This window comes from Ruegeria sp. BHSA118 (assembly GCF_059613405.1).
Genome location: NZ_JBXWSM010000097.1, coordinates 1 through 12,564, shown reverse-complemented (window position 1 = coordinate 12,564; position 12,564 = coordinate 1). Strand labels below are relative to the sequence as shown.

Genomic DNA, 12,564 nt, shown 5'->3' with positions numbered 1-12,564 from the left:
ATCAAAAAGGGGATTAACCCTGCTCAAAATCACAAATTAATTTGGTTTTTGCAGACTCACGCCCGCTGCCATGCTAGGTTCTCGCTTGAAGTGGGGGACTTCAGAGGGGCGATATGTCTCAAGATCTGAGGGGCTGGTTGAGCGCAAATGGATTAAACGAGTACGCGCAGGCCTTCATTGACAACAAGATCGACTTTTCCATTCTGCCTGATTTGACGGCCGAGGATCTGATCGAAATCGGTGTGACCGCTGTCGGCGATCGTCGGCGGCTTTTGCGTGCCATCGAGCAACTTGATTCCTCGCAGATCGCCGCAGAGCCTGAACCCGCAGCACCGCACGAACCTGCGCGGCGACAGGTCACGGTTATGTTTGCGGACCTGACCGGGTTCACGAAAATGTCCAGCAAGCTGGATGCCGAGGATCTGCACGCACTGCTCAACCAGTTTTTCAGCAAAGTGGACAATGTGGTCGAAAAATACGGCGGCCGCATCGACAAGCATATCGGTGATGCGGTCATGGCCGTTTTCGGAGCGCCGATCTCACATACCAACGACACGGAAAGGGCAGCACGGGCCGCAGCTGAAATTCATGCGGTTCTTCCGACGTTATCGCCGCCGCTGTCCTGCCATATCGGTATCTCTTCGGGTCAGGTCATCGCCAGTACAACAGGCAGCCAGTCGCACACGGAATATACAGTGACAGGGGATGGGGTGAATCTGGCGTCTCGGCTGACAGATATCTCAGGGGGCGGGGAGACTCTGGTCTCGCATGACATTCAACGCGCGCTGGGCCCGTTGTTCGTGGGCGAATCCATCGGGGTCAAGGCGATCAAGGGGTTGAACGAGCCGGTTGAGGTCTGGCGTCTGGACCGGCTGGCCAGGAACATCCGGACGAGACGGCACAAATTCATCGGGCGCGAGCGCGAGATGTCGATTTTCTCGGCCACATTCGACCGATGCAAACGCCATGGAAAAGGTGAAGTGCATATCGTTCTGGGCGAACCCGGAATTGGAAAAACCCACCTGTCCGAGCAAGTGGCGGAACTGGCGACCAGCCTGTCCTACACGATCCACAACGGCGTTGTGATGGATTTTGGTGCGCGCGAAGGTCATTCAGCCATTCAGACCATTGCACGCAGCATTCTGGGGCTTGAAGCGTCGGACGGGGCGGAAACCGGGGCGGCCGTTGCAAAAGAGGCCATTACCAAGGGCTGGGTCAGCCCTTCCAACGCTGCGCATCTCAATGCTTTGCTTGAACTCGAGCAGGATCCGGGTCTGGCCGAGGTCTATGCGGTGATGGACAACAAGACCCGTCTGCGAGGGCGGCGTCAGGTGCTGGAGGAGCTGCTTTCCGCCAGCAGTCGGGAATCGCCCCTGCTTATTCAGATTGAAGACATCCACTGGGCGACGCCCGATATCCTGACGGCGTGTTCTCATATCGCTGCGGTGACGCGGAACACGCCCTGCGTGTTGATGATGACCAGCCGGGCCGAGGGCGATCCGATCGACAGGAACTGGCAGATGGCCACGGATGGCGCGCTGGTGTCAAAACTGGAACTTGCACCGATGGGAGAAGAGCATGTCAGGCAACTGGTCGAAGAGTTCCGGGCAATCGATAGCGACTTGCTGGAAACCTGCGTCCAGCGCGCCGGTGGAAACCCTTTGTTCCTGGAACAGCTGTTGCGAAACACCGATGTGCTTAAACAGGAAACTGTGCCGGGCAGTATTCAGGGTATTGTTCAGTCGCGATTGGACGCGCTGGATCGCGCCAGCCGAACCGCCATTCAGGCCGCATCGGTTCTGGGTCAACGGTTCTCGCCCGAAGTTCTGAATTTCATTCTGGGCGAAGGGCATCTGGACACAAGCAACCTGATCCGTTCGGCGTTGATCCGAGAGGCTGGGCCCGATTTCATGTTTACCCACGCGCTGATCCGTGACGGGTCCTATGCAACATTGGTCAAATCCGAACGCGCCCGTTTGCACCGGCAGGCGGCTCAGTGGTTCGAAGACAAGGATGCAACCTTGCGCGCCCAGCATCTGGACCGGGCCGGGGCCAATAACGCGGCACAAGCCTATCTGGACGCAGCCGACAAATTGATACAAGCCTTCCGGTTCGACGATGCCAGCCCGCTGATCGAGCGTGCTTTGGAATTGCCATCCCCGGCGGGTGTCCGATTTGACCTGCTATGTGCGCGGGGCGAAACCCATCGGTTGCAGGGGTTGTCAAACGAAGCTTTGGACGAGTTCAAGGACGCCGCCCGTTTGGCTGAAACAGACGAACAAATCGCCCGGGCCCATATCGGGCTTGCGCAGGCGGCGCGGCAAGCAAGCCTGTATCAGGACGCACTGGAAGCGCTCGACACGGCCGAGGCAGCGGCACAGCGCTGCGGGTCCGAGGAAGATGAGGCCCAGATAAGCTATGTGCGCGGCAACGTCTATTTCCCGCTGGGCCGGAACAAAGAAGCGCTGAAGGCCAACGAGCGGGCGCTCTCGCTTGCCCGCAAGCTGGAGTCCCCGCGCCTTGAAGTAGGGGCGCTGAGTGGGTTTGGCGACGCCAATTTCATGAAAGCCTCGATGAAGACGGCGGCGGGGTTCTATACCCAAGCCGCTGAACGGGCGCGCGAAAAAGGGCTGGTTCGGGACCTTGCGGCCAATCTGCACAATCTCAGCGTGGCGCGCAGCTATACTGGGGATGTCGGGCAGGGCCGAGCAGATGCCAATGAGGCGATTGAAATCTCGCAGACGTATTTCGCTTTCGTTCCGGAATGTGTTGCGCAAACATGCCTTGGCGTGGCCGAGACCTTTCTGGGCAGTCTCGACCGTGCGCTGGAAGCCTTTGGCGTTTCGGCCGAAATCGCAGAGCGCGTGGGCGCAAAACGCCTTGAAGCGCAGGCGTTGGAACATCTGGCCAGAACGCAGGTTTATGCCGGCCAGATCGGGCGCGCACGTGAAACCGGTCTGCGAGCGGTCGAAATTGCGCTTGAACATGGCCGGAATTTTGTTGGACCCAAGGCCCTGTCAGCCCTGGCGATGGCCGAAACGGACCCGGATGAGCAAACACGCCTTTTGAAACTGGGTTCCGAGATCATTGCCGAGGGATGTGTCGGCCACAGCCATCTGCACTTTTTCCCCGATGCCAGTGCCGTCATGCTGGCGCGTGGTGATTGGGATGCCGCAATGGAGTATGCGGATGACCTTGCCGCGTTCACCAGGAACGAGCCGTTGCCGATGGTTGACCTGTCCATTCGTCAAACACGGCTGTTGGCCGAGAGCGGAAGGCAGAATATCCCACCGTCACAGCATAGCGGTTTTGCCGGCATGACCCAGCATTTTGCCGCGATGGGCATTACCCAATCCTTGCTGGGCCGCGCGGATTTTCTGACGGGTTAGGTGGCAAGGCAGGAGGCAGAATGAGCGTCGAAAAAAAAGTTTGGCTTATCTCTGGCCTGCTGACCTTTGGGTTGGCCGCCTTGTTGCTCAAGCTTTGGGTCGAACTGAACCATTTCGAGGAAGACCTGACGCAGCTGCCCGATCAGGCTTCGGTAGATGCGTATCTGTGCAGATTGGACGTGGCGCCGGACTATCGTTTGAGAACGGGGATTTTCATAAAGTCATTCAGCTTTTTGGGCGCCAGCGATGTGCGGCTCACCGGCTATATCTGGCAGCACTACAAAGCAAAGGAACATGATGCGATCCTTCCCGCCGAAGGTGAGGTTGGGTTTCTTCTGCCCGAAGCGGTCGATACGGCAAACGGCCTTGTTGAAGAGGCATACCGCTTGTCGCAACCCGACGGCGTCTTGATTGGTTGGTATTTTGAACAAACCCTGCGCCAGAGCTTCGACTACACCAGCTATCCCTTCGATCACAAAACGGTTTGGGTGCGGTTCTCGCCCGCTTCTTTCGAGGTCAATATCGCGCTGGTTCCTGACTTTCAGGCTTATCCGGCGACCGGACCGGATGACATTTTCGGGATCGACAACCGGATCGTGATGGGCACGTGGGAGCGAGAAAACACCTATTTCGACTACAAGCTGTCGAAACTGGATACGACGCTGGGCATCCGGCAGTACGTTTACCAGACCAACTCGGCCGAGTTGCATTACAACTTCGTCATCAAACGCAATTTCGCAAATGCGTTCATCGTTCACATGATTCCGTTGCTGGTCGTGGTGATGCTGCTGTTCGGTGCGGTCATGACCGTCACGCGCCGCGAAGGTCTGGTAGAGCGGCATGACTTCAGCACGTCCAGCGTGATCGGCACCTGTTCGGTTCTGTTCTTCGTGATCCTGCTGGCCCATGTGCAACTGCGCGAAGGGTTCGCCGGATCGCCCGTGATTTACATGGAGTCGTTCTTTTTCCTTATGTATTTCATGCTGTTGGCGGTTTCGATCAATACGTACCTTTTCGCTTCAGAGGCGGTGCCGTCGCTGCGGATCATCCATTATCGGGACAACCTGATCCCAAAGGCCGGTTTCTGGCCCTTCGTGCTGCTGTGCATGGTGGCGATCACGGCCTATAACCTCAGCATCAAGGACAGCGCGGAACCGCCACCGATCAGCACGCGGGAGTGTTAGGCCACGGGTTCAAACCCGGGTTTGGGTTCGCCCTGCGCCATATCCAGCGTGTAATCGCTCGCCACTTCGGATGTACCCTCGCGCCAGCTTTTCAGGTATTTTTCCGGATCTGCGATCACATAGGCATATGCGGGTTTCATCGCACCCTCGACAACGACGTTGATTTTCTTACGCACATAGACATTCTCGGGTGAGCCGGGGCCGTGATACCCTTCCAGCCTGTCCAGCTCGCGGAGACCGGATTCGGTGACACGGTAGACCTCTCCACCCACTTGCTTGCCCATCCCCTGCTGATCCACAAGGGTTGCCATGCGATGCAGATACCCACAGTTGGGATTGTCGCAGAATGGTTCCTTCGGGATGATCAGGGGCATCGGTTGCCGGGTGCGCGCCGTTCCCACGAATTCATTCAGTACCGCGCTGTGTGCGTCATGATTGGGGAACCCCTGCTTCAGCGATCCATAGGTGAAATACAAGTAAGAGGGTTCGTTCACCGCCACGAAGCTTTCGTCGCGCCCCTGTTCGGGGTCTGCCACCTTCAGGTTGTGATCTTGCGCCCAGGCGTCCAGCATGGAACGGATTTCCGGTTCGATCTGCATGCCCTGAACGAATTCGATGCACGAGGTCGCATCCATGTCTTCGGCCCGCAGCAGGATTTCCACCATCTTCGGTGCCTTGTTCATCACCGCCACATGCAATGCGGTGAACCCGTGATCGTTGACAATGTTGACGTCGATATCCCTGTCGATCAGGTCCTGGGCGGCCTCATAATCCGGCTTGCCCAGATCATGGCCGCTTTCACCCAGTTCGCCTTCACCGCCCGCTGCATAGTGCAACAGTGAATCTCCATGGGCCTCGTCCACGATGTTGATCCCGACGACGCCTTCGTCGATGGCGCGGAACACGCGCTTCCATTCGTTGATGTCATCGGCGGCAGCGGCTTCGCGCGCCCATTTGCAGACGCGGTATTTCTGGTCGTCCAATTCCTCGAACGCGTCTTCCAGTGCCTCCATGATCTGGTCCGGCGTTGCCATCATGCCGATGCCCATCCGTCCGTTCGACAGGCGACCTTCGCGCGGTCCGACGAAATCGACCCCAAGCGTCTTGAGCTTGTCGACGTTGTTCTGCGTGGTGATATTGTTCCACATATTCGTATTGCACGCGGGGCAGAGGATCACGGGTTTCTTCTGGTATTGCCAAGCCACGAAGACCGAGGTCAAAAGATTGTCGGCGATGCCATTGGCAACCTTGCCCATCGTGTTGCAGGTGATGGGGGCCACAATGACGCAATCTGCCCAGTCACACAGTGCCAGATGCGAGGCGCGCACCGGCATGTCGAAATTCAAATAACGGAAATTCCACTCGTCATCGTCGCGGTAATAGTCATTGTGGGTGATCTTGGCGTCGATCCGTTCGGCGCCGAAATCCCGAAAGAATTTCTCGGCCGAAACTGACGGGATCAGTTTCACGTTATGCCCTGCGTCGACAATGCGTTCGACAAGCTCGGGGATCTTGTCCGCCGCCGACGACCCGCAGGCGCAGAGCAATACGTTTCGCTTTCCGGCGTTCACTTGATTCATCACCCCCTTGGGGTAGCCGAACGGGTTCTTCTCAAGGCTTGGGGTTTCATTCAGTTCGGATACCGGCAGCCCTTCCTTGCGCATCCTGGTCTGCAATTCACCGGCCTGGATCATGTCGACGATGTCTTCCAGCTTTTCGCTTTTGCTGATGCATTTCCCTTTGAAAAACAAATACGGCACGTCCGGTCTTTCCCCAAGCGTCACCAGTTGCCGCCGCATCCTGATCATATTCGGATCGCGCCCGCCCACGTCGATCTGCTTGACGGTCGTGGCCCCGATATTCGAAAGAATGCTGCGCAGCATATAGGACCACGGGTCCTCGTCCTCGTAGAACAGGACCATCGTATTGTGCTTGATGATGCTGGCAACATCACTTGGGTTTTCGGGCGGCTCGACCTCTTCGATCACCAGCAATGCAGGGTCTTCGAGATCCCGCAGACCACGGAAGATGTTGCCGCGCGGCGCTTGCCAGACCTGCGAGGTCGCCGGGCTCATATCGACTATGGTAACAACGTCTTCATCCTCGTCATAGTCTATGCACAGACACCAGAACTCTTCGAGCAACGCAGTTTCCCGGAACACGTTGACCGGCGGGCGGATCGCCTCGATCCCGGTGACGCGATTGAAGTCGATGTTGATCATCAGGTGGCGGTTGCTGTCAGGGGTCAGGCTTTTCAACTGCGCTTTGAACCAGTCTTCGGGGGTTTGGATTGATTTGTCGTCGCGGGTCTCAAAGCTCTGGAACGAGCTGCTCAGATGCAGGTTCTCGGATTGTCTGATATACTTTTCGACCATGTCGTGCATGTCTTTGGCGGTGGCGACCCGGCGGACAGTATCCGTGAACGACACCTGGGCCGCCCGCAGCAACTCGTCCTCGTCCACCCTGTAGTCGCCGTGAATGGCCAGGCTTTCCACCAAAACGCCTATCGAGTTCATGTTGGGCGTCGCCCGGCGGAACAGGTTGCGGCGTTTCTTGGGATCTTTCGCCAGGTAACGTGTGCTGTCGACGTAGTTGCACCGCTGCTTGAAGGTTTTCAGATGCGTCTTGACTGCGGCCCGTGCCGAAAACCGCAACAGGCCGCGGGACCGCATCGAGGTTCCGTCACGATCCGACATGGCTTGCCACAACCGTTCGACGGTTGTCACCCAAAGCTTGCCGTATTTCTCAGGGTGCACATCCATCATATGCACCAGCCCCGTGCTTGGATTGCACTTGGCGATGACGGCAAAATGGCCGCCGGGCATAGTCTCGTTGCCATGGGCAAGACCGACCTGGAAATTCGCCACCAGAATGTCGTTGTCACCGCCCAGCCGGTTGGATTCGTCGATCGCCTCAAGCAGCAGCGGCACACTGGTTGTGTCTGCGTCCATGAAATAGGCCTGAACCTGAACCCTCTCGCGCAGCCCCTGCGTGTGAATGTAGGTGCAGGCGACGTCAAAAAGCTCGCCCAGCGAGATTCCGTCGTTCACGACAAAGGACGAGGGCAATGCGCATTCGCGGAAGATGTCATTCACTTCGCAGCTGAACCCCAGCGCCGACATGCTGAGAGCGGCCGCCGTGACGCTGCAACAATTGATTGGCTGCTGAAAATTCTGCAACTGAACGCTGACCAGATCACCAAACATCGTTGCAAAACAGGGTTGCCGGACGCTCTCTGGTATCTGTAGCCAGTTCTGGCTGGACAGATACGCCAACCGGGTTCCATCCAGCGCAAGCGCTTCAAGGCTGACAGGGATATCCGAGATCTGAAGGTGTTCTTCATAGAAGTAATCGCCGACATCCGCGCTGGCCAATGGATTTCCGTTCTGGCGCAGCTGAACCACGCCGCGCAGCACGATATACATGCCGTTCGCTGGCAGAACCGCGTTTCCGGTCACCTCGATACATTCGAATTGTGGGTTGATGACGGCTGGGTCGGCGATCTGAGCCTTACCCGGAAGGACATCATATATCATCTTCCAGTCTGCGTCATTCGGGGTGTAAGGTCTGGATTTGGAAATTTGATCTATAGTCACAACTGTGTCCCCCCGGAGTTGCGTTGCAATATTTCAATCTTCGGTCAGCCAGTGCCTCTGGTTCTTCGAAGCTCAGACACCGGTCATTCAAAATAAAAGACCTGCCTGCTTTCCGTGCTGTTCCTGGCAAGGGCCGTGTTGCTGATGGAAAAAGTATGAACAAAATGGCCCAATTGGCTGCACAGTATCCGATATTTGAGTAAAAATCACGAGTGCAGTTGCAGAGGCTGCGGCTGCCTTGCACGGCGGAACACTTGCCATCCGCGATTTGGCTTGCGCGGGTCACAGGTGCCAGCCTTCGGGCAGACAATCTGTGAAGGGCTTTTGGGATCAGTCGAGGAAAAGGTAATCCAACCGCATGATGGCTTGGGCTTTGTCTTCACCAACCCCAAGAAACCTGGCAATAACCGCTTCATTCTCGGCGCGCGGGGCCGTTTCCCGCAGGCGCAGGTAATTGTCCAGCCGGGCGGCACGGATCCGTTCGGATTCATAGCCCAGATCGTTGCGAAGGGTCGGCAGCAAGGAAGCAACGGTTTCCGTTGGGCTGTTGTCTCCGGCCAGCCCGACCCGACGCGCGTGGCCAATCAGATAGTCGTCCGAGTATTCGCATTCGATCTCAAGCACGTGGGTTTTGGCCTGGTCGCCGCAGAAATCCTCGAGCGCGTCAAGATTGGCCGGGTCAAGGCACAGCACCAGCTGATCCGACCCGAAACTGTCGAACAACAGGCGCAGAACGGCGCGCCGGTGACGAGAGCGCTTGGTCAGTGTGGAGTCGATCCCGCCCAGGTCCGGCAGCAACGTATTTTCTTCGTTGAACAGGTATTCTACGCAAGGAATATCCGTTTCAGATGCGATCTGATCGACAAGACGTTTGGCGACATGCCATTTCTTGCAGACGATCACGAACAGTTCCCGTTCCGGGCCGAGTGCGCTCCCGGCTTCCCAGAAGCGTTGTCCGAACCGGCGGCCGATACGCCCGCGACCGGTGAGAAACGCGTACAGATTGCGCCCCTCGTTCGAGATCGGGAAATCGACGCCCTCACTTGCATAGAGCGAGCCGAGCCGGGCCTTCAACTCATGCGCCTCAGCGCTGATCTTGCGTGCGAACAGATAATCCTGGCCCAGCAACATGTCATAATGGTCATTGTAGAACGTGACCGGCATTCCATAATCCGAGAACATCAGGAATGTCGGCGTTCGGTTTTCAATCTCGTTTTTTGGGATCAGGTGACGCACCAGCGTCTGAAAGAAGGTTTCATCAGGGATCCACGTGGTCGAAAAAAAACGGATCACATCCCGGCGCTGACGCAGGAAATCCAGAATCATTTCGACGGTTCTGCGACGCAGGCACCACCATTGGCTGCCGATCATCACCTGAATGTCCTGGGGGATGTCCCGCGTCAGACCGAAGCGCTTTTGCAATTCATAGGCGGCATAGAACAGCTTGGACTGCGTACGTTCGTTGAAGTAGTGGCGATAGATCAGCCGGTCTTCCTTCATGCCGGTCTTGATCCAGTTGCTTTCAAAGAAATCGTGGCTTTCGATGAAATCCTTGTCGTGGTCGTCGAGGTAACGGTGCGTGTATTCAGCGGTTTTGATCGCCATGCAGTCACCGGACAGCATGTAGAAATGTGTGGCGCGGGGGAAGGTTTCCACGGCGGCTTCCAGGGCGTTCAGCGTGGCCCGGACCAGCGACCATTCTCCCCAGCCGCATCTGACGCGTTTTTGTGCAAAGGTCACATTGGGGTTCTGATCCAGTGCGGAACGAATGCGCTCATAGGCTTTGGCGCTGGCGCTGGCGTCAAAATGGATGGCCATGCAATCACCGACAGCGGTCAGTTGTTCGGCCTGTGCAATGATGGCTTCAGGGTCCTTGTGACACAGCAATATATAGGCGACTTTTGCCATTGAGATTACGCAATATCCGTTTCTGCCTGATTTCAACCGTGATACTGAGGATGAACGATTGAATAAACAGAATAATTTTGGTTCTTTGTTACCAAAAGCTGGCGTATCGCATCGAGACCTGGCCAGCGCAGGAGGCACAGCAGATGGGGTTTCCCGGTACCTGGATGACCGAGAGCGAAAGCATGGTGTACCGCGTGGTGCCCAAATGCGCTTGCTCGACCATTGGTCAGATCATGTATTTCTCGGATCATGGTCAGTTCTTTGACGGTGATATCCATGATGCCAAGGACGGCATGCACAAATGGGCATTTGATCAGAGCCAGGAGCTGATCTCGAACAATGTGCGCAATCACGCGTCCTATTCGTTCACTTGCGTGCGCAATCCTTACACCCGTATCCTCAGCTCGTTTTTTGACAAGATTTGCGGCATTCAGCGCAACGGCAAGAGATACCGCGGCAATCTGGTGCCGACGCTGATCTATAACTACGGGATCGAAGTGGGCGGCGACGACGGCAAGGGAGAGTTTGACCAGATCGCCAGCTTCCGCCGGTTTCTGCTGTTTGCGCGTGATACGATCCGGTGGCGGCGCCCGATGGATCCGGACATTCACTGGTCTGCGATGTCAGGCCACGTGTCCACTTTCATCGTGAACGGCGGTCACTATGACCGGATATTCTGGACAGAAGCGTTCAATGACGGGATGCAGGATGTTCTGGACAATGTCGAGCTGAAGCACCCGGTCAAATTGTCCGAAATCCCACGGTTCAATGAATCCGAAGGGCACGGGCCAAAACGTGCGCATCCGGTCGAGGACTACTTTGACGATCTGTCAATGCATCTGGTCTACGAGATCTACAAGCAGGATTTCGAGCTGTTCAAATACGACTTCGAAAACCCGGCGAACAAGATGCCGATCGGCGAAATCGATCTGGAAGAAATCCACGCCAAATTGGGCGACTGACGGTGGGGGTGCTCCCGCCCGTCGTCGATATTTCTTGCGAAACATCTCCTCCGGTTGGGCCCGGCGCCGCGCGTTGCGCGGCGCCGGGCCCAAGGCCAAACGTGGCATCAGCGAAGCTGATGGTGCGATTTGGGCGCGGGAGGGTCTTTTTGCGTTTCAGTCTGAGCTCAGGTGCTTTTTGAGACCGTTGGGGAAAAGCTGCGGTCCGTCACGTGTGCCCAGTGTGCGGATGTCGCGCCAACGGGCGGTGCAGATTACCCCGTTGTCTTCGCGGAACGTGATGGGTGCATCCGGCAATTCCGCTGGAATTGCAAGGCGCACGTCCGCAGCGAAAATGATCTCATGCCCAAGCGATCCTTCGTGGGTGTAGATGTTTTCGAGCACCAGCGGCGCATCTGATACTTCGACATCAACTTGGAGTTCTTCACGAAATTCGCGTTTCAGCGCGACTTGCCAGGTCTCGCCAAACTCGATGCTTCCGCCAAGCGGTCGCACACCTTTCAACACGTTGTCGTCGTCATGAACATCTGCCACGAGCAGCCGGGGCCCCCGCCAAAGCAAGCCAATGGCTTTGACACGAATACTATTTTGTGGACGCCAGATAGTCATGTCTCAGCACCGGAACAGCTGATTGAACGGAAGAAGGCCCCGCTGATTTTGAAAAGCGAGGCCTTTGAAGCTATTGCGGTTTTGATGGTTTGAAAACCAATTCGTCAGACTTGACGCACAGCACCTTTCGCTGCGCTTGTCGCCAGTTTGGCATAAGCCTTGAGCGCGGTTGACACCTTGCGCTTACGCGGTGCGGCGGGCACCCATCCCTTTGCGTCCTGTTCCGTGCGGCGGGCCGCCAGTTCTTCGTCTGACACAGCCAGATGGATCGTACGGTTGGGGATGTCGATCTCGATCGTGTCGCCATTCTGCACCAGACCGATCTCACCGCCTTCGGCCGCTTCGGGTGAAACATGGCCGATCGACAGGCCCGATGTGCCGCCCGAGAAGCGACCATCGGTCAGCAGCGCGCAAGCTTTGCCCAGACCCTTGGACTTCAGATATGACGTCGGATACAGCATTTCCTGCATCCCCGGGCCGCCGCGCGGGCCTTCATAGCGGATGACGACCACATCGCCTTCTTTTACCTTGCCCGTGAGAATGTCGTTGACCGCCTGATCCTGACTTTCGCACACGTAGGCCGAGCCGGTGAATTTCAGGATATTGGCGTCCACGCCAGCAGTTTTCACGATACAGCCGTCACGGGCGATATTGCCGAACAGAACGGCCAGACCACCATCCTGACTGAACGCGTGTTCTTTCGAACGGATCACGCCGCCTTCGCGGTCGGTGTCCAGTTCCTTGTACCGGTTCGACTGGCTGAACGCCTGTGTGGTGCGCACACCGCCGGGGGCGGCCTTGAACAGCTCCTGCGCTTTGGGGTTGTTGGCGATCTTGATGTCCCAGTTGGCGATCGCCTCGCCCATTGTCGCTGAATGTACCGTGCTGCATTCCTCGTGCAGCAGGCCTGCGCGGC

General features: G+C 57.0%; 7 protein-coding genes. 3 read left to right on the top strand and 4 right to left on the bottom strand.

Going from position 1 to position 12,564, the window contains the following annotated elements; translation table 11 throughout:
* Nucleotides 1–113: 113 nt before the first annotated feature.
* Both AC2FNN_RS19940 and AC2FNN_RS19935 read left to right on the top strand, forming a co-directional pair.
* Nucleotides 114–3,389, top strand: a complete 3,276-nt coding sequence (locus AC2FNN_RS19940) for an adenylate/guanylate cyclase domain-containing protein (protein WP_496760178.1) — start codon at nucleotides 114–116, stop codon at nucleotides 3,387–3,389.
* Between the two features lie 20 nt (nucleotides 3,390–3,409).
* Nucleotides 3,410–4,573 (top strand): hypothetical protein, encoded by a 1,164-nt coding sequence (locus AC2FNN_RS19935; RefSeq protein ID WP_496760177.1) that lies wholly within the window; start codon nucleotides 3,410–3,412, stop codon nucleotides 4,571–4,573.
* Here the strand turns inward: AC2FNN_RS19935 and AC2FNN_RS19930 are convergent.
* Together AC2FNN_RS19930 and AC2FNN_RS19925 are read right to left on the bottom strand one after the other, a co-directional pair.
* Complete coding sequence (locus AC2FNN_RS19930; RefSeq protein WP_496760176.1) at nucleotides 4,570–8,169, bottom strand: flavoprotein; 3,600 nt, start codon at nucleotides 8,167–8,169, stop codon at nucleotides 4,570–4,572. The genes AC2FNN_RS19935 and AC2FNN_RS19930 overlap by 4 nt on opposite strands.
* A gap of 330 nt (nucleotides 8,170–8,499) precedes the next feature.
* A complete protein-coding gene (locus tag AC2FNN_RS19925) occupies nucleotides 8,500–10,077 on the bottom strand; it encodes a DUF5928 domain-containing protein (RefSeq protein WP_496760175.1) in 1,578 nt (525 codons plus the stop codon).
* Between the two features lie 143 nt (nucleotides 10,078–10,220).
* Between AC2FNN_RS19925 and AC2FNN_RS19920 the strand changes: the two genes are divergently transcribed.
* Nucleotides 10,221–11,039 carry a sulfotransferase family protein gene (locus AC2FNN_RS19920; protein ID WP_496760174.1) on the top strand — a complete coding sequence of 273 codons (819 nt, stop codon included), beginning with the start codon at nucleotides 10,221–10,223 and terminating at the stop codon, nucleotides 11,037–11,039.
* A 156-nt stretch (nucleotides 11,040–11,195) separates the two neighbouring features.
* On the opposite strand, the gene AC2FNN_RS19915 is transcribed toward AC2FNN_RS19920, so the two are convergent.
* On the bottom strand, nucleotides 11,196–11,573 hold the full coding sequence (locus AC2FNN_RS19915; RefSeq protein WP_496760173.1) for an NUDIX hydrolase: 378 nt from the start codon (nucleotides 11,571–11,573) through the stop codon (nucleotides 11,196–11,198).
* A gap of 179 nt (nucleotides 11,574–11,752) precedes the next feature.
* A partial coding sequence (locus tag AC2FNN_RS19910) for an IlvD/Edd family dehydratase (protein ID WP_496760172.1) occupies nucleotides 11,753–12,564 on the bottom strand: 812 nt, incomplete at its 5' end.

Bases quoted from the DNA above. Each gene is read 5' to 3' on its own strand.
- AC2FNN_RS19935 (WP_496760177.1), top strand. From the start codon at position 3,410: ATGAGCGTCGAAAAAAAAGTTTGGCTTATCTCTGGCCTGCTGACCTTT.
- AC2FNN_RS19940 (WP_496760178.1), top strand. From the start codon at position 114: ATGTCTCAAGATCTGAGGGGCTGGTTGAGCGCAAATGGATTAAACGAG.
- AC2FNN_RS19920 (WP_496760174.1), top strand. From the start codon at position 10,221: ATGGGGTTTCCCGGTACCTGGATGACCGAGAGCGAAAGCATGGTGTAC.
- AC2FNN_RS19925 (WP_496760175.1), bottom strand. From the start codon at position 10,077: ATGGCAAAAGTCGCCTATATATTGCTGTGTCACAAGGACCCTGAAGCC.